Raw genomic sequence first — 21,740 nt, forward strand, 5'->3', positions numbered from 1 at the left:
GGCTCACGAACAGGAACGCACCATGCCCATCGACGGCATCACCGGCAGCGTGGACCCGACCGCGCAGGCCGCGGCCCTCGCCGCGAACTCCACCGCCCAGAAGTCCCAGACGATGGACTCCGAGGTCTTCATGAAGCTGCTCGTCACGCAGCTGCGCAACCAGGACCCGTCGTCGCCGATGGACACCAACCAGATGATCGGCCAGCAGACGCAGCTCGCGATGATGGAGCAGATCACCAACCAGACCACGACGGGGAACGAGAACTTCTCGCTCCAGATGCGCATCGCCGCAGCGAACCTCGTCGGCAAGCAGGTCAGCTACACCGACGCCGACTCGGGCAAGTCGGTCACCGGGACCGCCTCGGCCGTGTCGTACGCGAACAGCGTCCCCACGGTCACCGTGAACGGGAAGGAGGTCGCTCTCGACGTGATCTCCGGCATCACCACCACCGCTCCGGCGTCCTGACGCCCGCTCGTTCCTTCCTCGTACTCCCTCGTACTCCCTCGCTCTTCCTGCCTCTCCGAAAGGACGCACCATGCTCCGCTCGCTCTACTCCGGGATCTCCGGCCTCCGCTCCCACCAGCAGATGCTCGACGTCACCGGCAACAACATCGCCAACGTGAACACCGTCGGCTTCAAGTCGTCGACCACCGTGTTCCAGGACACCCTGTCGCAGATGACCCAGGGTGCCGGCGGACCGCAGACCGGCATCGGCGGCACGAACCCGGCCCAGATCGGCCTCGGCGTGCAGGTCGCCGGCGTCTCCACGAACTTCTCGCAGGGCTCGGCGCAGGCCACCGGCAAGGCGACCGACCTGATGATCTCGGGCGACGGCTTCTTCGTCACCCGCCTGGGCAACGACACCGTCTACACCCGTGCCGGTGCGTTCGACTTCGACGCCAACGGCCGCCTGGTCACCGCCGACGGCAAGATCGTGCAGGGCTACCCGGCCACGAACGGCGTCGTCAACGAGAACGGCCAGCTGTCCGACATCACGCTGCCGCTCGAAGCAGCGGCCCCGGCGGTCCGCACCACCGCCGCCACCGTCGCCGGCAACCTGCCGTCCGAGACCGCCGTCGGCCAGACCATCACCCGCGAGGCCACCGTGTACGACGCCTCGGGTGCCAAGCACACGATGTCGCTCGCCTACACGCGCACCGCCGACGGCTGGGACGTCACCGGGCGCAACGGCCAGGGCACCACGGCGACGACCTCGCTGACCTTCGGCACCGACGGCAAGCTGACCGCCGGCGGCACCCTCGCCGTCGGGGGCATCCGGGTCGACATGGGCGACCTGACCGGGTTCGCCTCGCTCAACACCGCGGCGATCGGCTCGCAGAACGGCCGCGAGGCCGGCGCGCTGCAGGGCTACTCGATCTCGAAGGACGGCACCGTCACCGGCACGTTCTCGAACGGCGCGTCGCTCGCGCTCGGCCGCATCGCCCTCGCCACGTTCGCCAACCCGGCCGGCCTCGAGAAGACCGGGGCGTCGGGCTACCGTGCCACGGCGAACTCGGGCGGGGCGACGGTCGGCGGCCCCGGCTCGGCGGGCGTCGGTTCGCTCGCGGCGGGGACGCTCGAGATGTCGAACGTCGACCTGTCGCAGGAGTTCACGAACCTGATCGTGGCGCAGCGCGGGTTCCAGGCGAACGCCCGCATCATCACCACCTCGGACGAGGTGCTGCAGGAGCTCACGAACCTGAAGCGCTAGGCGCGGGGGCGCGCGTCGCCGGCGCTCGCGTCTCGCGTCGCGGGCGCTGCGCTCGCGTCGCTGGGCGCTTGGTGAGCAGGAACGGTCGGGTGCTGAAGGGGGACTCGACCGTTCCTGCTCACCATCGTTCGTGGTGCAGGGGGTTCTGCGACCGTTCGTGACGAAACGGTGCGTCGTGACGTCTCATCGGTGCGATGCGCGAGAACCACGACACCGACCACCAGTCCGACCACCGCTGCTGCAGCGTCTTCGACCGCTGGCGGTGTGATCGACCACGCGGCCACGACGGCGTGCACGAGTCGCGTGCTCCCGGTGGCCGCACGAGCTGGAACGATGCGCTGACCGGGCGTCGGCTCTCGGACGTGTGAGCCGGGGCGCTGTCCGGGGGGATCACGCGGCGTACGGAGCGGTGGCGGCCAGGGTACGGCTCGGGTATGGTCAGCACATGCTGACCATTGCCTCGCGGCACGACGTGCTGAACCGTCTCGGGCGGGCGCTCTCCGACCCCACGCGTGCGCGGATCCTGCTCCGGCTGCTCGACGAACCCGGCTACCCGGCGCGGCTCGCCGAGGAACTCGAGCTGACGCGGACGAACGTGTCGAACCACCTGTCGTGCCTGCGCGGCTGCGGGATCGTCGTCGCCGTGCCCGAGGGGCGTCGGACCCGCTACGAGATCGCGGACCGCAACCTCACCCGCGCGCTCGAGTCCCTGGTTGACGTGGTGCTGGCGGTGGACGTCGCCGATGACGACGGATGCGAGGTGGAGCGGTGACCACGGCTGCGATGTCGCTCGCACCGGCTCGTGTCGGCGTGCTCCGGCGACGGATCAGGTGGATCGTCGCGGCGACCATCGCCTACAACGTGATCGAGGCCGTCGTGGCGATCGCCGCCGGTTCGGTTGCCTCGTCCACCGCGTTGATCGGCTTCGGGCTCGACTCGATCGTCGAGGTCCTGTCGGCAGCGGCCGTCGCGTGGCAGTTCGCCGGGCGCGACCCGGAGGCCCGGGAACGAACGGCACTGCGGGTGATCGCGGTCTCGTTCTTCGGGCTCGCCGTCGTGGTCAGTGTCGATGCCGTCCTGACCTTCACGGGTGTCCGGTCGCCGGAACACAGTCCGGTCGGCATCGTGCTGGCCGCGGTGAGCCTGGCGGTCATGCCGTTCCTGAGCCTCCTCGAACGGCGGACCGGACGCGAACTCGGTTCGGCGTCGGCGATCGCTGACTCGAAGCAGACGCTGATCTGCAGCTACCTGTCGGCGGCGGTGCTGCTCGGCCTGCTGGCGAACAGCCTGTTCGGCTGGTGGTGGGCGGACCCGCTCGCCGGACTGGTCGTGGTGGTGTTCGCCGTGCGCGAGGGACTCGAAGCCTGGCGTGGTGACGCGTGCAAGCAGCCCGTCTCGGCGCTGACGGGGGAGCGCGAGGGCGACGGCTGCGACTGCTGCTGAACGGAGTCTGCCCGCGGTCGGCGGTTCAGTCGGTTTCGGACTCGCTGACGTGGCTGACCGCGTCACCGACGATGTGGGCGATGTGCTCGTCGTGCAGCGAGTAGACGGCGTTCCGCCCGATGCGCTCGACCTGCACGATGCCCGCGAGCCGCAGGGTGCGCAGGTGCTGTGATACGAGGGGTTGGGACAGCTCGGTGGCCTCGGCCAGGGAGCCGACGTCGGACGACCCGGTGATCAGCGCGGAGAGGATCCGCAGCCGCGCGGGCGACGACAGCGCCTTGAAGAGCTCGGCCGCTGCATCGATCCCGTCTGACATGGACTCATGTAAGCGCACGCGCATACGTGCATGCAAGACGACGGCCCCGACGCGGTGCGTCGGGGCCGTCCTGGTCCCTGGATCGGCGCAGAGCCGTGGACCGGCGCTGATCGGTAGATCAGCGGACCAGTGGTTCAGTGCTCGTCGTAGTGGTCGCCGTGCTCGGCGTGCTTGTGCCCGTCGTGGACGAAGTCGACGTGGTCGCCGTGCTGCACCGTGTCGTGGCCGCAGCCGTCCTGGTGGGTGTGCTCGGCGATGGTGTGCTCGGCGCTGTTCTCGTGCTCTGCCATGGGGTCCTCCTGCTGATCGGTTGGCGTGGCCCTCAGCGTAGGTCACACATGCAGGAATTGCAATGTGTTTATAGATGAGAACGGATGTCACCCGATCGACGGTGAGGACCACGAGTACTCGACGTCGAGCACCGAGTCCGTGGCGTAGACGTACACGAGTTCCAGCGGCGTGTCGCCGGTGTTCCGGATGCCGTGCTCGCAGTTCGACGGGATGTACACCGCCGTCCCGCCACGGACCTCGTGCGCAACACCGTCGAGCGTCACGACCGCCAGGCCCGTCAGGACCTGGTAGACCTCGGGTGCCTGGTGACGGTGCGGCGCGAGCCAGCCGCCCGGGTCGATCAGCGCCACGCCGCTGCACAGGTCCGCGGTTGGGGTGGTGCCGTCACCGATGGCGGTCCGGAACGCGATGCTGCCACGCGCGTCGTCCCACACCTCCTCGGCGACGTCGTGCAGGTGGCGGATGGTCGGTTCGGCGGTCATGGGCGCTCCTCGGGGTTCGCTCCAGGGTGCGCCGGACGCGGTTGCGGACCTCGCAAGGTCCGACATCACCGCCCCGTCCGCCGGACCAGCATGCGCGGTGCGGATCAGCTCGCCGGGAACCGCTCGGCACCCGCCGTCGCCGACGTCGGCAGAGCGTCCGCCACGATCGGGATGCCACGCTGCAGGGCTGCGACCCACTCAGCCGTCGGTGCGACGGCGGCGAGGTTCGACTGCAGGACCGCCATGAGTGTGCGGTGGACGGTCTCGGCGTCGACGGCACCGCCCGTGTTGACGATGTTGATCGCCCCGGTCGCGTCGGACAGCACTTCGACCGTGACGCCCAGGCCCTCGGCCTCGGCTGCGGAGACGATGATGCAGTTGTTCGTCATGTAGCCGACGAGGGTGACCGTGTCGACGGACCGCTCGTGCAGCCACGAGAGCAGATCGGTGTGCGCGAAGACGGAGCTGTACTGCTTGGTGACGTGCTTCCAGTCCGGCGTCCGGCGCCGTTCGATCTCCGGGTGGAGCGCGAAGGCGGGCGTCGTGGGGTCGAAGACCGGGGCGCCCTCGCCGGCGGTGTGCTGCACGACGGCGATCGGGATGCCTACGGCGGTCGCTGCGTCGATCGCGGTCGTGATCTGCGCGAGCGAGTCGTGGACGGGCGGGAAGCGAACCTCCAGGGGGCCGCTGAAGTACTCCTGCTGGATGTCGACGAGGATGAGGGCGCGCTGGGGATCGGTCACGGTGGACTCCTTGTGTCGGTGGACGTGTTCCTCGATCCTCGCCGGTCCCGGACCTCGGCGCGCTTGGCACGCGTGCACCGATACGATGAGTTCAGGCCAACCCGGACGGAGCTCCTTTGCGGATCGCGATCTACGCCTTCGACGGCATCACCCTCTTCCACCTCTCGGTGCCGCAGATGGTCTTCGACGAGGTCACCCGCCTCGGACTCGCCGACTGGCAGACCGTCGTGTTCTCCGACCAGCCGGGCGTGATCCGCACCGCCGGAGGACTGACGCTCGGGTCGGTGCAGGGGCTCGAGGCGACGACCGAGGCAGACCTGGTCGTGGTCCCGTCGTGGACGGACGACGGCAGCCGGTTGCCGGCTGCGACCGAGCGAGCCGTCGTCGATGCCCACACCGCAGGATCGACGGTCGTCGGGCTGTGCCTCGGGTCGATCGCCGTCGCGGGGGCCGGTCTCCTCGACGGTCGCAGTGCCGTCACCCACTGGCGCGAGGTCCACCGGCTCGCCGCCGCGCACCCCGAGCTGACGGTCGAACCGGACGTGCTGTACGTCGACCACGGGGACGTCCTGACCTCCGCCGGCACCGCGTCCGGACTCGACGCCTGCCTGCACGTCGTTCGCACCCGGCTCGGGGCCGAGGCGGCGAACCGGGTCGCCCGCAGTCTGGTCGTAGCCCCGCACCGCGAGGGGGGTCAAGCCCAGTACATCGAGCGTCCGGTGGTGCAACACCGTGGAGACGACCCGGTGGCGACGGCATCGGCCTGGGCGGTGGAGCACCTGGACGAAGAGCTCGGCGTCGACCGGCTCGCTGCTGCGGCCCACATGAGCCGCCGCAGCTTCGTCCGGGCCTTCAAGGCGTCGACCGGCACCACCCCGGCGGCCTGGGTACGGAGTCGCCGTCTGGACGAGGCCCGTCGGCTGCTCGAGACCACCGACCTGCCCGTCGACCGGATCGCCGCAGCGTGCGGGTTCGGCAACCCGGTCACGCTGCGGCAGAACTTCGCCGTGGCGTTCGGCAGCACGCCCTCGAGCTACCGCCGACGGTTCGACGCGCGGTCCTGACCGGCCAGCTGAAGGAGCGCGTTCCATCCCATGACGGCTGCAATGGGAACGCGAAACGGGCGTACCTGGTCGGAACGACCGACCGGGTACGCCCGGTTCGACCAGGTGCGCCCGGAGTCGCCTACGACGACGTGGGCGGTGACGCCACCGATTCGATGCCGTCCAGCCGCGCCTCTTCCGCGTCGTACCCGGCGCGCACCTGACGCAGCACCAGGTCGTCGATCTCGTCGGCGTCGCGCAGGCGCAACAGGGTGTTCGCCTTGTGCTGGACGAGTGCGAGCTCGAGGGCGACCGCGTTGTCGTGCCGCTGCAGCGCGGGGTGGTCGTCGTCGTCCCCTTCGCGGGCTTCGATCACGTCGAGGTGCGCCTCGTACTCCTTCCGCAGGCGATCGACGGTGGCACGATCGGCTCCGGTCGACCGTGCGAGACGGGGGAGCGCATCGAGCGCCTCCTCGATGGCGGTGCGTTCGGCGTAGCGACGTTCCTCGCTGACGGACTCGTCCTCGGGGAGCGCGGCGCGGCGCAGGACGGCCGGCAGCACGAGGGCCTGCCCGACGATCGTGACGATGACCACGCCGGCGGTGACGAAGACGATGAGGTCCCGCTCGGGGAAGTCACCGCCGGACTCGAGGGTGCGCGGCACGGCGACGGCCATGGCGAGCGACACCGCGCCCCGGAACCCGGCGAACCCGCTGACGAGCCGGTCGCGGTGGCCCTCGCGGGGTTCTCCGCCGGTGCGTCGGGTGACGAGCCAGATGGTCCCGCCCGCGGCGTTCAGGAACGCGAACCGCACGATGACGAGCAGCACCGCGACCGCGAAGACGATGCCGGTCCCGCGCAGCAGGTCGGCGGGGTCGAGTGCACGTGCGGCGACCATCGCCTCGATGCCGACCAGGACGAACAGCGCGCCGTTGAGCAGGAAGGTCAGGAACGACCAGAACGCGCGCACCTGCTGGCGGGTCTCGGCTCGGTCGAGCTTGGGACCGACCTGGCTGACGACGATGCCGGCCGCCACGACGGCGAGCACGCCGGAAGCGCCGATGGCCTCGGCGGCCAGGAAGGCTGCGAAGGGCACGAGCAGGGTGACGAGGTTCTCGAGCACGACGGTGTCGACGCGCCGCAGCACCATCGTCCCGATCCACGCGGCCGCGAGCCCGGCGGCGACCCCGCCGATGTAGGACAGGACGAGCATGCCGGACACGCCCCAGAACGTGAGCTCCTGCGTGCCGACGGTGACGGCCACCGCGATGCCGTAGACGACGAGGGTGGTGCCGTCGTTCACCAGGCTCTCGGCCCGGAGCACCGTGACGTTGCGCCGCGGCAGCATCTTCGTGAGCACGCCGACCGCGGTCGCGTCGGTCGGGGCGACCGCGGCGCCGAGCACCCAGGCCGGTCCCCACGGCATCCCGAGCAGGTGCAGCAGGACGGCGACGGCACCGGCGGTCACCACGACGAGCAGGGTGCCCATCAGGACGATGCCGCGCAGGTTCTTCCGGATCTCGCGGAGCGACGTCGTCAGGCTCTCCCAGTAGAGCAGCGCCGGCAGGAACAGCAGCAGCACGGCCTCGGCGGGGAGCTCGACGTCCGCGAACTCCGGCACGAGCCCGAGCAGCGCGCCGAAGACCAGGAGCAGCACGGGTGGTGCGATCCGGATCCGGTCGGCCACGGCCGCCGTCAGTGCGATGGCGAGGCCGAGCACGACCACCAGTTCCGGTCCCAGCACGTGCACTCCGATCGTCGTCCGACCCGCCAGTCAACGCCGATCCACGGTGGATCCTTCCAGAACAGCCGGACGACGCGCCGCACACAGCCGAACGACGCGCCGCACCAGGCCGCACGATGCGTCACGAGCCGCCGCGTCACACCGCCCGCGGCCGCCGCACCACCCGCCGCCACCACGCGCGCCACGGCAGGGAGCTCACCAGCGCCGACCCGATCACGACGGTCCCGAACCACCCCACGACGACGCCCGGGATCGGCACGAGCAGGCTGGCCCACAGCAGCACCGACAGCACCCCGAGCACGTACGCCGCCCCGGCCTTCAGGTACCGCAGCCGCTTGAGCCCCGCAGCCTGGTCGACCCGCGAGGTCAGGCGGGCCAGGAACACCGCGCCCACCCCGATCGCCCCGATGGCGACCGCGGCCTGCTCCAGCGCCCCGAGCCCGTCCGACCCGAGCGGCCCGGACCCCGACAGGCTGTACACGCCGTCGAGGATCTCGAAGAGCATGAAGACCACGAGCCCCCGCTCGAACACGACCGTCGACGCGTAGAGGTGGATGCGCCAGGCTCCACCGCCCACCCCGATCGACGCCGTGTCCGACCCGCCGCTGCCGGGGCCGCTGCGCAGCGCCCACGCCGCGGTCCGCTTCGACACGAGGTACGCCGCGATGCCGGCCACCCCGCCGAGCGCGACCGGCAGCAGCGCACCGGCGGCCCAGCCGGAACGCGACCCGACGAGCACGGAGGTCACGACGACCCCCGTCGCAGCGGTGACCAGCGACCAGACGCGCGGTCGCGCAACGGAGGCGAGCCGTGCCTCCAGGCTGCCCAGCCACGACCTGCGGGACGCGCGGTCGGTGTTGAACAGGTACTCGGCGAAGACCTGCCAGATGAACGCGGCGCCGAAGGCGGCGAGGGCCGGACGCACCTCGGCCAGGTGCGCGGAGAACGAGCCGGGCGCGAAGACGGCTTCCTCCACCGAGCTCGCCGGGTCGGTCGCGTCACCGACCGCGACGGCGGCCGGCGGGAGCAGCAGGCGCATCGCGAGCACGCCAGCGACGATCCCGAGCGACAGGAACAGCCGCCGGGCGGGGGAGTGCAGCCGGCCGGCGATGCCGGCCATCGGCACGGACGAGTCCGCGGCCATCGCGATCTCGAGGAACGCGAGGGCGACGAAGGCGAGCGCTGCGGCGGGGCCGAGCACCAGCCAGGCCGCCGCGGCGGCCGCGACGGTGATGAGCAGGGGGACGGTCAGGAGTGATCTCGTGGCCATCTGCCCATCCAGCACGGTCGGGCTGGGCGGCGCATGGAGCGCTCCTGGGCATCGGCCTGGAGGCCCGTGGGGACCCCGCAGAACGGGTGACGGCCCGTCCCCACTTGCGGGGACGGGCCGGCCGGGGGAAACGCAAAACACCGGTGTTCGCGTGCTGAACCGCGGTCTGCGCGTGTTCAACCGGCGAACACCGGTGTCTTGCGGGGGTTCAGCGTCAGTCGTGGAACGTCTCGATGGACGCGCCGAGCGAGTTGAGGCGCTCCTGCAGCTGCTCGTAGCCACGGGCGATGATGCCGACGTTGCGCAGGACGCTCTCGCCCTTCGCCGCGAGCATCGCCAGCAGGATCACCACGGCGGGGCGCAGCGCCGGCGGGCAGCTGATCTCGGCACCGGAGAAGTGCGTCGGACCGGTCACGTCGAGGCGGTGCGGGTCACGCAGGGTGACGCTCGCGCCCAGGCGGGTGAGGTCGAGCAGGTGGATCGCCCGGCCCTCGTAGACCCAGTCGTGCACGAGCGTGGTGCCCTCGGCCATGGCCGCGATGACGACGAAGAACGGCAGGTTGTCGATGTTCAGGCCGGGGAACGGCATCGCGTGGATCTTGTCGATCGGCGCGTGCAGCTCGGACGGGTACACCGTGATGTCGACGAGGCGGGTGCGGCCGTTGGCGGCGGCGTACTCCTCGGTGACGTCGAAGCGCAGGCCCATCTCGGCCAGGGTCGCGAGCTCGATCTCGAGGAACTCGATCGGCGCCCGGGTCACGGTGAGGGTCGACGCGGTGACGATGCCGGCGGTCAGCAGGCTCATCGCCTCGACCGGGTCCTCGCTCGGCCAGTAGTCCACGACCTCGTCGATCTTGCTCTTGCCGGTGATGCGGAGCGTGGTGGTGCCGATGCCCTCGATCTGCACCCCGAGCAGCTCGAGGAAGAAGCAGAGGTCCTGCACCATGTAGTTGGGGCTGGCGTTCCGGATGACGGTCTCGCCGTCGCGGGCCGCGGCGGCCAGGATCGCGTTCTCGGTCACGGTGTCGCCGCGCTCGGTGAGCACGACCGACTTGGTGGGGACGGCCTGGTTCGCGACGTCGACCTCGTACCAACCGGAGGTCGCCTCGACGTCCACCCCGAACGGACGGAGCGCGATGAGGTGCGGCTCGACCGTGCGGGTGCCGAGGTCGCAGCCGCCGGCGTAGGGCAGGCGGAAGGACTCGTACCGGCCGCTGAGCGGGCCGAGGAACATGAGCACGCTGCGGGTGCGGCGGGCGGCGTCGGCGTCGATCGCGTCGAGGTGCAGGTCATCCGGGGCGACGATCTCGAGGGTCTCGCCGTCCTCCGACCAGGTGACGCTCGCGCCGAGGCTGCGGAGCACGTCGATGATGCGGTCGACCTCGACGATCCGGGCGACCTTGTGCAGACGGGTCACGCCGCGGTTGAGCAGCGAGGCGCAGAGCAGCGCCACGGCGGCGTTCTTGCTCGAGTTCACCGCGATGGAGCCGCTGAGCTTCCGGCCGCCCTGCACGCGCAGGTGGGCCCGCTGCGGGGCGCCGCCGATCGAGACGATCTGCTGGTCGAGGGCGTCGCTGATGCGGGTGAGCATCTCGAGGGACAGGTTCTGCCCGCCCTGCTCGATGCGGTTGATCGCGCTCTGGCTGGTGCCGACGCGTTCGGCGAGCTGGGCCTGCGTCATGCTGCGGCCCTTGCGGGCGCCCCGGATGAGCGCGCCGACCTCACGGAGGGGTGCTGCGGTCGCCGGAGATGCCGGCGAGACGACGGTGGTGGTGTCGGTCATGCGCGCCACGCTAACACGCTCATGAGATAAACCGATGGAAGATCGACACCCGTTGCGCGTCCAGAGGTCTCGAATACGTCACAGTTGGGAATTTCGGGGGACGAACGCTCAGGCATCGGTCAGGCGGCCGTCGACGACGGTGACCAGGCGGTCGAGCGCGTCGCGGTGGACGAGATCGTGCGTGACGAGCATCGTCGCCGTGCCCTGCTCGTGCGTGAGGCGCGCGATCAGTGCCATGATCTCGGCGCCTCGCTCCTGGTCGAGCGCGCTGGTGGGTTCGTCGACGAGCAGGACGGACGGGGTGTTCACCAGGGCGCGGGCGATGGCGACCCGTTGCCGCTGGCCGCCGGAGAGCTGCGCGGGTCGCTTGCCGCGGTGCTCGGCGAGACCGACCGCTGCCAGCAGCGCATCGGCACGGGCGCGCACCGCGGTCCGGTCTCGGTGGCCGCCACCGAGCTCCGCCATGACGAGCAGCTGTTCCCGAGCGGTGAGCGACTCGATGAGGTTCGACTGCTGGAACACGATGCCGACCTGGTCGCGGCGGAGCGTCGTCGCCTCGTTCCGGGTCAGGGCCGCTGCGTCGACGTCGTTGATCCACACGTGCCCGGAGTCCGGGCGGATCAGGGTCGCCGCGACCGCGAGCAGTGAGGACTTCCCGGAGCCGGAGGGCCCGGTGATGCCCGTGACGACCCCACTCGGAGCGGTCAGGGAAACGCGGTCCACCGCCGTGACGCGGGAGTCGCCGTCGGGGAAGGTGAGGGTGACGTCGTCGAGGGTGATCATCGGTTGCTCCCGAGTGCGGTGAGGGGGTCGGCCCTGGTGACGGTGCGGAGTGCGACGGCGGCACCGGCGAGGCCGAGGACGACCATCACGGCGGCCGGCAGCAGGGTGGTGAGCGGGCTGAGCAGGAACGGCAGGACGCCGTTCGCGAGCGTCCCCAGGACCGACACGAGACCGATCCCGACCCCGACGCCCGCGGCCAGGACGACGAGTGCCTGGCCGAGGGCATCGCCCACGAGCGACGCGTCGGAGGCGCCGAGGGCCTTCAGGACGGCGATGTCGTCGGCACGCTGCAGCGTCCACACGGTGAAGAACGCCCCGACGACGAGCGCGGAGACTCCGAAGAGCATCACGATCATGAGTCCGAGGGACCCCACCTCCGACTTGAACGTCTCGAGCGCGGTGAGGCTGGCGAGCGGTGACACGGCGACGGTGCGCGTGCGGTCCGCCGTGCTGCCCCAGTCCGGCGTTCCGGAGACGGCGAGCACGGTCGCTTCGCCGTCCCCGCCGAGGCGCCGGTCGGTCGACGCCCACGCCGTCGGGGAGAGCGCGACGACGGGGGTGTGGCTGTACCACGCGTCTCCGCCGACGGTGGCGACCCGGTAGGTCGTCCCGGCGATCGTGACGGCGTCCCCGACGGCGACGTCGAGGTCCTTCGCTGCGCCGGCGGACAGGCCCACCGTGTCGTCGTACCGCGGAGCCAGGTCGGTGACCGTCGACGCGGGGGCTCCCCGTGGGACGCCGAACAGGGCGACGGCGACCGCTGGTGCGGCTTCGGCGTGCACGGCGGCGCGCCCCTGTGCGATCCCGATCGGCGTGACGTGCTCGACGCCGGAGGACTCCCGCCACGCGGACACCGTCGCGGCGTCGATCGTCGACTGCGAGAACGATGGTTGCCCGGTCGAGGGCTCCTGCAGGACGAGCCGGTTCCCGGGGAGGCCGAGGACCGCGGACACGTTCTGCGCGGCGAGGCCGCCGGTCAGGCCGCTCCGCGCGATGGGTGAACGTGTCGACCAGCTGGGTGGCCGTCTCACCATCGACAGCGCACCCGGGGACGGCACGACCATCACCGCCACCGTGGAGGTCAGTGAGCCGTGATCCGACTCGTCATCGCCGATGACCACCCCGTCGTCCGCGCCGGCCTGCGCGCACTCCTCGACGGGGCGGTCGACATCGACGTCGTCGGGGAGGCCGCGACACCCGACGAAGCCGCCGCGCTCGTGGCGTCCCTGGACCCCGACCTCGTGCTGATGGACCTGCAGTTCGGGCAGGACCGCACCGGTGCCGACGCCACCCGGCAGATCCGTTCGACCGACGCCGCGCCGTACGTCCTCGTCCTCACCAACTACGACAGCGACGGCGACATCCTGGGCGCTGTCGAAGCGGGGGCCAGCGGGTACCTGCTCAAGGACACGCCGCCCGACGAACTGCTCGCCGCGGTGCGCGCCGCAGCCGCCGGTGAGAGCGCCCTCGCGCCGGCGGTCGCGAGCCGCCTGATGGCGCGGATGCGTGCGCCACGGGTCAGCCTGTCCGCTCGCGAGATCGAGGTCCTCCGGCTCGTCGCCGAGGGTGCCTCGAACGTCGACGTGGCAGCACGCCTGCACATCACCGACGCCACCGTGAAGTCACACCTGGTCCACGTGTTCTCCAAGCTCGGCGTCGGTTCCCGCACCGCCGCGGTGTCCGAGGCCCGGGCGCTCGGCATCCTGCGCTGAGGGCCTGTGCTCGCGCTTGTGCCGGTGCCGGTGCCGGTGCCGGTGCTCGTGCCTGTGCGCGCTCCGGTGCTCGTGCCGGGGTCAGCGCGTCCGGATCGTCAACCGCTCGAGGGTGAAGGCGCCGTCCTGCACGAACAGCCCCGCCCGACCGGCGGCCCGGTCGTAGAGCCGCGTGCTCAGAGCGACGCCGCCGTCCACCACGGCCACGCAGACGTCGCCGTCGAGGTGGACGTCGACCCGGTGCCTGCCCGGGGCGAGCTGCACGGCACGTTCCAGTTCCACGGCGTGCGGCACGTCACCGAGGATCTGCCACTGCTCGGTGCCGGTGCTGCCGCGCGGCCACCGGTCCAGGACGAGCCGGTTCCGATCGGGTTCGAGACGCAGCGCGTAGCCGTCCTCGGTGTCGTCGCTGGTGCGCAGGAGCAGTCCGAGCGACTTCGTGTCCGCTGCGAGGTCGATGTCCATGCTGACCAGCGCCTCCGTGGGGAGTTCCGGACCGACCCACGACGCGTACCGCGTGGCGGCGCCGGCACCGACCGTCGGATCGGCGCCGTTGCGCGGTCGGAAGGACGAGGTCACGTCCACCTCGTCGGAGTAGGCGGCCTTCACGGAGTCGGGCAGGTCGAAGCGCAACGACCCGTCGACCCGCTGGTGTGCCTGGAGGGTGGCCATGGTCCCGGCCCACTGCCAGGCCCCGTCGTCGCGGTCGCCCTCCTTCGACGCGATCCAACCGACGAAGTACCGCTCGCCGTCGAGCGCCAGCGTCTTCGAGGCGTAGAACGCGCGCCCGTCGACGGTGTCGTCCGCCGGAGCGAGCCACGGCCCGTCCGGGGACGTCGCGATGCGGTAGCGCGTGCAGAACGCGTCCGAGAACTCGGAGTACACGAGGTACCACCACCCGCCCCACTGGAAGACGTCGGGGCACTCCTGGGTGATGAAGCGGTGGGGTTCCCAGAGCGGTGAAGCGTCGCGCCAGGTCACGAGGTCGTCGGACTCGAGTCGCGCGACCAGACCGGATCGTCGGTACGGTTCGTCGCGTCGACGCGTTGCCAGGAGCATCTGCCACGGCCCCTCGGCAGACGGACGGAACACGAAGGGGTCGCGCCAGTCCTCGGGCGAGTACCCGACGAGTGCGGGGAGATCCCATCCGGGGTGCTTCGTCCAGTCCGTGAGATCACCCGAGGACGTCGCGTGGCAGACGACCTGGGCATCCTTGGTGACGCCGTCTACCTCGGTCGTGATCCGCGGGTTGTGCCCGGTGTAGAACAGGTGCAGGGTGCCGGCGTCGTCCTGCACGACGCTTCCCGTGTAGCAGTCGAAGTCGCTGGCATCGGCGCCGCCCGACGGCAGGACCACGCCCCTGCTCTCGAACCCGACGAAGTCGGTCGTGGTCACGGCTCCCCACGGCATCCCGGTCGCTCGCTGGAGCGGGGGGACGCCCGGACGCTCGTCGAGCAGGTAGAACAGCCACGCCGTGCCGTCGTGCTCGAACGGGATCACGTCCCCGACGAAGCCGTTCGGGGGCCGGAAGTGGGTGCTGGGTGTGGCGGCCAATCAGGTTCCTTCGGGTCGGGGAGCTGCGAGTGAGCTCCGGGGGACGTACCCGCACGGCACGAGGTGCCGACCGGGCTGCTCCGTCTCCGCCAGCAGCAGGGTTCCGGCGTCGAAACCCATCTGCTGGTGGGGGAGCGCGACGGTGGTCAACGGTGGGTGCATCTGATCGGCGAGGTCCGGCTGGTCGTCGAACCCCACGATGCTGACGTCCTCGGGACAGCGCATGCCGAGCGACTGCGCCGCCATCAGCGCGCCGACCGCCATGCGGTCGTTCCCGCAGATGATCCCGGTCGGCCGCTCGGTCGTCAGGACCTCCATCGCGAGGTCGTAGCCCGAACCCACCTGGAAGGTCCCGAACTCGACGCGGATGGAGTCCGGAGCGATCCCTGCATCCGCGGCGGCGCGCTCGAGGCCACGTTTGCGCTCCTGGCAGGCGTAGTCGTCCTCGGGGCCTCCGAGGAACGCGACCCTGGTGTGGCCGGCGGCGAAGACCGCGGCGGCGACGTCACGGCCGCCTTGGAACTCGTCTGCCAGGACGGTCACGGCGTCGGTGTCGCCTGGTGGGAAGCAGTTGACGAAGACGGTGGGCACGCGGTCGAGACCCGCGACCGGGGTGACGTACTCCGGTCCGGGCGCCGCGTAGACGAGGCCGGCGACGCCCTGCCGGACGAGGTTCTCGACCGCCGCCTTGCCGCCGTCGGTGGTCTGGGCGGTCTCGACCACGAAGCAGACGTACCCGGCCTCCTGCACCGCCTGCTGCACACCGAGCACGATGTGCCCGGCGTACGGCTGGGACACGAGCCGGTCGGCGATGACGCCGACCGTGTACGAGCGGTTCGAGCGCAACGACTGCGCAGCCCGGTTCGGTTGGAAGTCCAGTTCCTTCGCGGCCTGGAGCACACGGGCACGGGTCTCGTCCGCGATCGAGACGTCCCGACGGTCGTTGAGCACGAACGACACGGTCGGCTGCGACACCCCTGCACGGCGTGCGACGTCCTTCATCGTGACGCGGTGCGACTGCGCTGTGCGTTCTCGGCTCGCCATCGGATCTCCTTCGTCCCGCTCATCATGCCAGAAGCAAATACGTATTGCCTCCCCGGGGCACGCTGTGTACGATCGCCTCACAAATACGTATTGGCCCGGCGTGGAGCGGGGTCATCATCGCTCAGAGAGGAGCGACCGTGACGAATGGATTCAGCACTCCCATCAACCGGCGCACGCTGTTCAAGTTCGGTGGGGCCGGGCTCGCGCTGGCCGGCATCGGGTCGTTGGCGGCGTGCTCGACTGCTGGCGGAGGCAGCGGAACGGGGACGGTGAAGATGCTCTACTTCGGGGAGCAGAGCGCCGCCACCGCGCTGCAGAAGGCGATCGAGCCGAAGATCAAGCAACTGGACAAGAAGGCGAGTCTCGAGGTCACGGCGATCAACGGCACGGACTGGAACGACTTCCTCGCCAAGGTGCTGACGCAGGTCGCGTCGGGCGACGTCCCGGACATCGTCAGCGTGGCGACCGAAGGCCAGCAGCTCCTGGCGTCGAAGAACCTGCTCGCCCCGCTCGACGACCTCGTCACGAAGAACCTGTCAGATCTGCACACGTACTTCAGCGGTGCCCATCCGGCGCTGATCGAGTCGACGATGTACCAGGGCCACCTCTACACGCTGCCCGACAGTTTCAACGCGGGCAGCATGTTCTACTCGACCGAACTCTTCGACAAGGCCGGCCTCGCGCGCCCCGCGGCCGACTGGTCGATGGACGACTTCCACTCCTCCGCAGAACGGCTCGCGAAGATCGGTTCCGGCACGTACGCGTTCGACTGGGTCGTGCGCCTCTGGGGCAGCTGGACCTCGTTCCTGTACGCCAACGACGGCAACCTGCTGCAGGAGGGCAAGTACTCCGGTGGCGACTGGTTGTGGAACAGCAAGGCGTTCGCCGACAACCCGCTCGGCGTCACCGGTCGCAAGGGCGGCTGGAAGTGGGGTGACCCGACCGCCAACTCCGACGCAGCAGTCGAAGCACTCGAGTACGTCATCGAGCTGCAGAAGTCCGGCGCGTCCCCCTCGCCCGACGTCGGCGGTGGTGCCACGCTCCAGGGCCTGATGTCCTCCGGTCGGATCGGCATGACGATCGGCGGCGGCTTCTGGGCCGGCGGTCTCCACAACGCAGGGATGCGGAACGGCAGCTTCGACGTCGTCGAGTTCCCGACGTGGAAGAGCAACAAGTCACTCTTCGGCGCCGGTGGGTACGGCATCTTCAACTCGTCGAAGCAGAAGGACCTCGCGTTCGAGGTCATCAAGCTCATGGTGCAGCCGGAGAGCTTCGACGCGCTGTGGCCGGGCAACGTGACCACACCCGCGCAGAAGTCGCTGATGACCGCGGAGCGGTACTCCACGACGGGGCCGGAGCACTGGTCGGTGTTCTACGACCAGCTCGACAACTCGGTGCCCATCTCCGCGCCGCCGTACTACAACGCCCTCGCGACGGCCCTCAACCAGCGGACCACGCAGGCCATCTCGTCGGGGAACGCGAAGAAGGCGCTCGACGGCCTGCAGGCTGACATCGAGCAGGCCGCAGCGCAGGCATCGTGATGACCGCGACGACAGAACGACGCACCCAGCGCGCGGCCGAGGTCGCAGCCCGCCGGCCGGCGGCGAAACGTGTCCGTCGGCGTGAGTCCGCGTTCGGCTTCCTCATGATCGGGCTCGCGGTGGTGTTCGTCGCCGTGTTCACCCTCGTCCCGATCCTCGCCTCACTCGGCCTGTCGTTCACCTCCTGGGACGTGATCAGCAGTCCCGAGTGGGTCGGCCTGGACAACTACGTCCGACTGTTCACCGACGGGCCGGTCCTGGCGTCCTTCGGGGTCACCATCGGACTCGCTCTCGCCATCGTCGTCCTGCAGATCTCGCTCGGCTTGCTGCTGGCGGTGCTGGCGAACAACCGGAAGCGCAACACCACCCGCGTGTTCTTCCGCACCGCGTTCTACCTGCCGCTCCTGGCGTCAACAGCAGCCGTCTCGATCTTCATGGGCTACATCTTCGACACGAAGTTCGGCCTCATCAACTACTACCTCAACGAGATCGGCCTCCCCGGGGCGCACTGGCTGAACGACCCGTTCTGGGCCAAGGTCACGATCGTGATGGTCGTGGTCTGGCAACAGGTCGGTTTCACGTTCGTGTTGTTCGTCGCCGCGCTGCTGGCGGTCCCGGTGGACGTCCAGGAAGCCGCCTCGATCGACGGCGCCGGCCCGTGGCGGACACTCTTCCAGATCAAGATCCCCCTGATCAGCCCGACGATCCTGTTCGCGACGGTCATCGCGATGATCAACGCGATGCAGCTGTTCGACCAACCGTTCATCATGACCAAGGGCGGGCCCGGTACAGCGACGACGACGGCCACCATCTCGATGTACCAGGCCGGGTTCCAGAACCTGCAGTTCGGTTTCGCCTCCGCCATCGCGATCCTGCTGCTGGTGATCATCGGCATCATCACCGCCGTCCAGTTCATCGCCGCACGAAAGCTGGTGTTCTACCAATGACGACCACTCAGACGTTCGATCCACTGCACAGCCCGGAAACCGTGGCACAACCGAGCATCGACCACATCGTGCGCCGGCGACGTCCGGTCGCCACCGCCGGGACCATCGTCGGCCTGGTCATCCTGATCGTCGCTGCCGTGTTCGCCCTCGGGCCGCTGCTGTGGACGCTCACGACGTCCCTCCGGACGCCGGCTGAGTCCTTCGACAACCCGCCGCAGTGGCTCCCGCTGTCCTGGGACTTCAGCAACTACGCGGCCGTCTTCGACCAGATCCCGATCGGCCAGTTCTTCGTCAACAGCGTCGTCGTCACGCTGCTGATCGTCGTCGGCCAGACCGTCACCTGCACCCTGTCCGGCTACGCGTTCGCCATGATCAGCTTCCCGGGGAAGAACACCGTCTTCGGGATCTTCCTCGCCACGATGATGGTCCCGATCCAGACGATCATCATCCCGGTCTTCGTCATCCTCAAGGACATCGGGCTGACGGGGTCGATCGCGTCCCTGATCGTCCCGGCCCTCGGGAGCGCGTTCGGCACGTTCCTGATGCGGCAGTACTTCATGCAGATGCCCAAGGAGCTCGGCGAAGCAGCGCGCATCGACGGTGCCAGCCAGTTCGGCGTGTTCTGGCACGTCTACTCCAGGCTGGCGAGCCCCGCGATCGCGACGCTCGCGATCCTGAACTTCTCCGGCTTCTGGGCCGAGTACTACCGGCCGTTGATCTTCCTCAACCAGCAGGACACGTTCACCCTGCCGCTGGGGTTGGTCGGTCTGCAGGGCAACCTCGGGACCGGGTCCATCTCGGTCGTCCTCGCGGGCGTGGTGCTGACGATGATCCCGAGTGTCCTGCTCTTCGTCTTCGCCCAGCGGTACTTCATCGAGGGCGTCACGGCTGGATCCTCCCGATGACCGACCACCACCTCCCGCAGTTCCACGTCCGGCTGCCCCGTGGCTACGTCAACGACCCGAACGGACCGATCGACATCGGCGGACAGGCGCACCTGTACTTCCAGTCGAGGCCGCTCGTCGACCTCGATATCCCGGTCGAGTGGGGACACGCCACCAGCGAGGACCTGGTGCACTGGAGCCTGCACCGGCCCGCGATCGTCCCCGTCCCCGGGGGCGCGGACTCCGGAGGCGCGTGGTCGGGCAACACGGTGCTCCACGACGACGTCGTCCGCGCGTACTACTCCGGCAAGGTCGACCACAGCCCGTTCCAGTCGGTGCTCCTCGCCGAGTCCTCCGACGGCGGCACCAGCTTCGGTCCGCCCGTCCAGGTCGTGGCAGACCCGGCGGCCGACGAGGGGATCACGATGTTCCGAGATCCGTTCGTCTGGCAGGACGAGGACGGCTGGTCGATGGTGGTCGGAGCAGCGGCTGCGAACCAGACTGCGGCGGTCCGTCACTACCGATCCGCCGACGGCGTCACCTGGGCGTCCGCCGGCGACCTGGTCGCGATGACCCGTGCCACGGTCGAGGGCATCGACACCGGCGAAGGCTGGGAGTGCCCGCAGATCCTCACGGTCGACGGCACCGATGTCGCCCTCATGGCGTCCTGGTCACACGAGGACGGACCGGGCGAGGTCATCGCGGTCCCGTTGAGCGGCACGCTGCACCCCGACAGGGTCGACCACGGGCAGCACTTCTACGCGCCGTCCGTGATGCGGACCGGGTCGTGGGGTGCTGTGCTCTTCGGGTGGGTCACGGAAGGTCGTCCCCTGGAGGCGACGGCGCAGGCGGGCTGGTCCGGTGCCGTCTCCCTGCCCAGGAGGGTGTGGCTCACCAACGGACGACTCGCGAGCGCACCGCATCCCGCGCTCCAGTCACTGCGAGCAGGCACGTCGCGTCCGGGCCACGGGGCGACGGTCGGCGCCCAGGTGGAGATCGTGCTCCCGACCCCGGTCACCGGCGTCGTCCGTCTCCGGTTCTCGGAGGCCGAGTACCTCGACGTCCGTGTCGACCTGGAGGCCGACACCCTCACCGTCGATCGGAGTCGTGCCAGCGGGGACGCTCGCGCGGACACGAGCCCTGCCGTGGTCCGGGCGCCGTTCGGAATGCAGAGCGAGCTGCCGGCGGTGCGGGTGTTCGTGGACGGGTCCGTCGTCGAGGTCTTCACCAGCGCCGGCCGGTCCGTCACGACGCGCGTCTACCCCGAGCAGGCACCACCCTGGACCGTGGAAGCTCCTCCCGAGGCGTCGGTCTGGGAACTGCGGAGCGCTGTGACGGTGGCGGGTTCGAGATGACCCGGCCCCTGATCACCGTTGCTGGGGAGTCGTTGGTCGACGTCGTGCACGACGGATCACCGCATGAGGTGCCCGGTGGGAGCCCGGCGAACGTGGCACTCGGGTTGGGGAGGCTCGGTGCACCGGTCGAGTTCGCGACGTGGCTCGGGGACGATGTCCGAGGACACCGCATCGCCGATTACCTCCGGGCCTCCGGCGTCCGACTCGTCGACGGGACGTTCCGAGCCAGCCGGACGTCCTCCGCCTCCGTCCGGTTCGACGCGGACGGCCAGCCGACGTACGAGTTCGACGTCGAGTGGGACCTGCCGGAGCTGCCACGCACGCCGAGCTGGCTGCACGTCGGATCGATCGGCGTCTTCCTCGAACCCGGGGCGAGCAAGGTGTCGGAACTCGCGCGACGCACCGTGGCGGCCGGGGGAGTCGTCTCGTTCGACCCGAACATCCGTCCCGCGCTCCTCGGCGCGGCTGCCGACGAGCGACTCACCTTCGAACACCGTGCAGCGACGGCGAACGTCGTGAAGCTCTCCGACGAAGACGGTGGGTGGCTCTACCCGGGGCTGTCCGAGGACGCCGTCCTGGATCGCGTGCTCGGCTGCGGCGCCCAGCTCGCGGTCCTCACCACGGGCGCCACCGGCTCGCTCCTGGCGACCGCGACCGAGCGGGTCCGGGTCCCCGGTGAACGCGTCGACGTCGTCGACACCGTCGGAGCGGGCGACACCTACATGGCAACGCTCGTCTGGCAGCTGCAGGACCACGCCGCGGTTCTCGACTCGCTCGGCGAAGCGACCCTCACGGAACTCGGACGTGTCTGCACCCGTGCCGCGGCGATCACCGTCGCCCGGCGGGGAGCCGATCTGCCGAGTGCCACCGACCTGATCCCCGTGCGGGGAGCGACTCCTGAAGAGCACGATCCGACGCAATCCCGACCTCGAACCGGAGCGGACCATGACCTCTGAATTCCGACGACGCGCACTCCTCCAGGGTGCAGGCATCGGTGCGCTCGCACTGTTCGCCGCGACCGCGCCAGGCGAAGCAGCACGCGCGGCGTCGCTGTCCCGACCCGGGGCTCCGTCCGCAGCAACCGCAGTGACCG

The 21,740-nt window shown here is 70.1% G+C and carries 23 protein-coding genes; 12 read left to right on the forward strand and 11 right to left on the reverse strand.

Translation table 11 applies throughout. The features are described from left to right. The first annotated feature begins 22 nt into the window (after window positions 1-22). The 5 genes from DEJ29_RS08675 (at window position 23) to DEJ29_RS08695 (ending at window position 3,155) form a co-directional block, all read left to right on the forward strand. Window positions 23-466, forward strand: coding sequence for a flagellar hook assembly protein FlgD (locus DEJ29_RS08675; RefSeq protein ID WP_071403921.1), 444 nt, complete (start codon window positions 23-25; stop codon window positions 464-466). A gap of 70 nt (window positions 467-536) precedes the next feature. Beyond that, window positions 537-1,712, forward strand: a complete 1,176-nt coding sequence (locus tag DEJ29_RS08680; RefSeq protein WP_110863826.1) for a flagellar hook protein FlgE — start codon at window positions 537-539, stop codon at window positions 1,710-1,712. Window positions 1,713-1,906: 194 nt separating this feature from the next. After that, complete coding sequence (locus DEJ29_RS08685; RefSeq protein ID WP_181433297.1) at window positions 1,907-2,080, forward strand: hypothetical protein; 174 nt, start codon at window positions 1,907-1,909, stop codon at window positions 2,078-2,080. Between the two features lie 77 nt (window positions 2,081-2,157). Then, complete coding sequence (gene cmtR / locus DEJ29_RS08690; RefSeq protein WP_111093928.1) at window positions 2,158-2,484, forward strand: Cd(II)/Pb(II)-sensing metalloregulatory transcriptional regulator CmtR; 327 nt, start codon at window positions 2,158-2,160, stop codon at window positions 2,482-2,484. Then, window positions 2,466-3,155: a cation diffusion facilitator family transporter gene (locus tag DEJ29_RS08695; protein WP_111093929.1), complete on the forward strand. Its 690-nt coding sequence runs from the start codon at window positions 2,466-2,468 to the stop codon at window positions 3,153-3,155. Before cmtR ends, DEJ29_RS08695 begins: the two co-directional genes overlap by 19 nt. A gap of 25 nt (window positions 3,156-3,180) precedes the next feature. On the opposite strand, the gene DEJ29_RS08700 is transcribed toward DEJ29_RS08695, so the two are convergent. The 4 genes from DEJ29_RS08700 to DEJ29_RS08715 form a co-directional block, all read right to left on the reverse strand. Beyond that, window positions 3,181-3,471, reverse strand: a complete 291-nt coding sequence (locus DEJ29_RS08700; protein ID WP_111093930.1) for an ArsR/SmtB family transcription factor — start codon at window positions 3,469-3,471, stop codon at window positions 3,181-3,183. Window positions 3,472-3,605: 134 nt separating this feature from the next. Continuing rightward, entirely contained in the window at window positions 3,606-3,761 is a 156-nt protein-coding gene (locus tag DEJ29_RS08705) for a zinc transporter permease (RefSeq protein WP_111093931.1), read from the reverse strand. Window positions 3,762-3,848: 87 nt separating this feature from the next. Beyond that, entirely contained in the window at window positions 3,849-4,244 is a 396-nt protein-coding gene (locus tag DEJ29_RS08710; protein WP_111093932.1) for a cupin domain-containing protein, read from the reverse strand. Between the two features lie 104 nt (window positions 4,245-4,348). After that, window positions 4,349-4,987, reverse strand: coding sequence for an isochorismatase family protein (locus DEJ29_RS08715; protein ID WP_111093933.1), 639 nt, complete (start codon window positions 4,985-4,987; stop codon window positions 4,349-4,351). A gap of 116 nt (window positions 4,988-5,103) precedes the next feature. Here DEJ29_RS08715 and DEJ29_RS08720 point away from each other — a divergent pair, with 116 nt between their 5' ends. After that, window positions 5,104-6,051, forward strand: a complete 948-nt coding sequence (locus tag DEJ29_RS08720; RefSeq protein WP_111093934.1) for a GlxA family transcriptional regulator — start codon at window positions 5,104-5,106, stop codon at window positions 6,049-6,051. Between the two features lie 121 nt (window positions 6,052-6,172). On the opposite strand, the gene DEJ29_RS08725 is transcribed toward DEJ29_RS08720, so the two are convergent. The 5 genes from DEJ29_RS08725 to DEJ29_RS08745 form a co-directional block, all read right to left on the reverse strand. Then, window positions 6,173-7,774: a Na+/H+ antiporter gene (locus tag DEJ29_RS08725; RefSeq protein WP_071404013.1), complete on the reverse strand. Its 1,602-nt coding sequence runs from the start codon at window positions 7,772-7,774 to the stop codon at window positions 6,173-6,175. A 136-nt stretch (window positions 7,775-7,910) separates the two neighbouring features. Beyond that, the gene (locus DEJ29_RS08730; RefSeq protein WP_111093935.1) at window positions 7,911-9,044 is read right to left on the reverse strand and encodes a DUF475 domain-containing protein; all 1,134 of its coding nucleotides are present in this window, start codon (window positions 9,042-9,044) and stop codon (window positions 7,911-7,913) included. A 214-nt stretch (window positions 9,045-9,258) separates the two neighbouring features. Beyond that, window positions 9,259-10,827, reverse strand: coding sequence for a helix-turn-helix domain-containing protein (locus DEJ29_RS08735; protein ID WP_171907747.1), 1,569 nt, complete (start codon window positions 10,825-10,827; stop codon window positions 9,259-9,261). A 108-nt stretch (window positions 10,828-10,935) separates the two neighbouring features. Beyond that, window positions 10,936-11,610, reverse strand: coding sequence for an ABC transporter ATP-binding protein (locus tag DEJ29_RS08740; RefSeq protein WP_111093936.1), 675 nt, complete (start codon window positions 11,608-11,610; stop codon window positions 10,936-10,938). After that, complete coding sequence (locus tag DEJ29_RS08745) at window positions 11,607-12,644, reverse strand: ABC transporter permease (RefSeq protein WP_258375869.1); 1,038 nt, start codon at window positions 12,642-12,644, stop codon at window positions 11,607-11,609. Before DEJ29_RS08745 ends, DEJ29_RS08740 begins: the two co-directional genes overlap by 4 nt. A gap of 57 nt (window positions 12,645-12,701) precedes the next feature. On the opposite strand from DEJ29_RS08745, the gene DEJ29_RS08750 reads away from it, so the two are divergent. Further along, complete coding sequence (locus DEJ29_RS08750) at window positions 12,702-13,322, forward strand: response regulator (protein ID WP_111088054.1); 621 nt, start codon at window positions 12,702-12,704, stop codon at window positions 13,320-13,322. A gap of 81 nt (window positions 13,323-13,403) precedes the next feature. Here the strand turns inward: DEJ29_RS08750 and DEJ29_RS08755 are convergent, their stop codons facing one another. Both DEJ29_RS08755 and DEJ29_RS08760 read right to left on the reverse strand, forming a co-directional pair. Next, window positions 13,404-14,876 carry a glycoside hydrolase family protein gene (locus DEJ29_RS08755; protein ID WP_111093937.1) on the reverse strand — a complete coding sequence of 491 codons (1,473 nt, stop codon included), beginning with the start codon at window positions 14,874-14,876 and terminating at the stop codon, window positions 13,404-13,406. After that, a complete protein-coding gene (locus tag DEJ29_RS08760) occupies window positions 14,877-15,920 on the reverse strand; it encodes a LacI family DNA-binding transcriptional regulator (protein WP_017887450.1) in 1,044 nt (347 codons plus the stop codon). Window positions 15,921-16,057: 137 nt separating this feature from the next. Here DEJ29_RS08760 and DEJ29_RS08765 point away from each other — a divergent pair, with 137 nt between their 5' ends. From DEJ29_RS08765 to DEJ29_RS08785, 5 genes are read left to right on the forward strand one after another with little or no spacing between them, the layout of a single operon-like run. Next, window positions 16,058-17,461: an ABC transporter substrate-binding protein gene (locus tag DEJ29_RS08765; protein WP_111093938.1), complete on the forward strand. Its 1,404-nt coding sequence runs from the start codon at window positions 16,058-16,060 to the stop codon at window positions 17,459-17,461. Next, a complete protein-coding gene (locus DEJ29_RS08770; RefSeq protein WP_111093939.1) occupies window positions 17,461-18,408 on the forward strand; it encodes a carbohydrate ABC transporter permease in 948 nt (315 codons plus the stop codon). The genes DEJ29_RS08765 and DEJ29_RS08770 overlap by 1 nt, the downstream gene beginning before the upstream one ends. Continuing rightward, window positions 18,405-19,313 (forward strand): carbohydrate ABC transporter permease, encoded by a 909-nt coding sequence (locus DEJ29_RS08775; RefSeq protein WP_220037308.1) that lies wholly within the window; start codon window positions 18,405-18,407, stop codon window positions 19,311-19,313. Before DEJ29_RS08770 ends, DEJ29_RS08775 begins: the two co-directional genes overlap by 4 nt. Then, on the forward strand, window positions 19,310-20,647 hold the full coding sequence (locus DEJ29_RS08780; protein WP_111093940.1) for a glycoside hydrolase family 32 protein: 1,338 nt from the start codon (window positions 19,310-19,312) through the stop codon (window positions 20,645-20,647). The genes DEJ29_RS08775 and DEJ29_RS08780 overlap by 4 nt, the downstream gene beginning before the upstream one ends. After that, the gene (locus DEJ29_RS08785) at window positions 20,644-21,603 is read left to right on the forward strand and encodes a carbohydrate kinase family protein (RefSeq protein WP_111093941.1); all 960 of its coding nucleotides are present in this window, start codon (window positions 20,644-20,646) and stop codon (window positions 21,601-21,603) included. The genes DEJ29_RS08780 and DEJ29_RS08785 overlap by 4 nt, the downstream gene beginning before the upstream one ends. The last annotated feature ends 137 nt before the right edge of the window (window positions 21,604-21,740 follow it).

Origin of the sequence: Curtobacterium sp. MCPF17_021 (genome assembly GCF_003234605.2) — a bacterium.
GTDB lineage: Bacteria > Actinomycetota > Actinomycetes > Actinomycetales > Microbacteriaceae > Curtobacterium > Curtobacterium flaccumfaciens.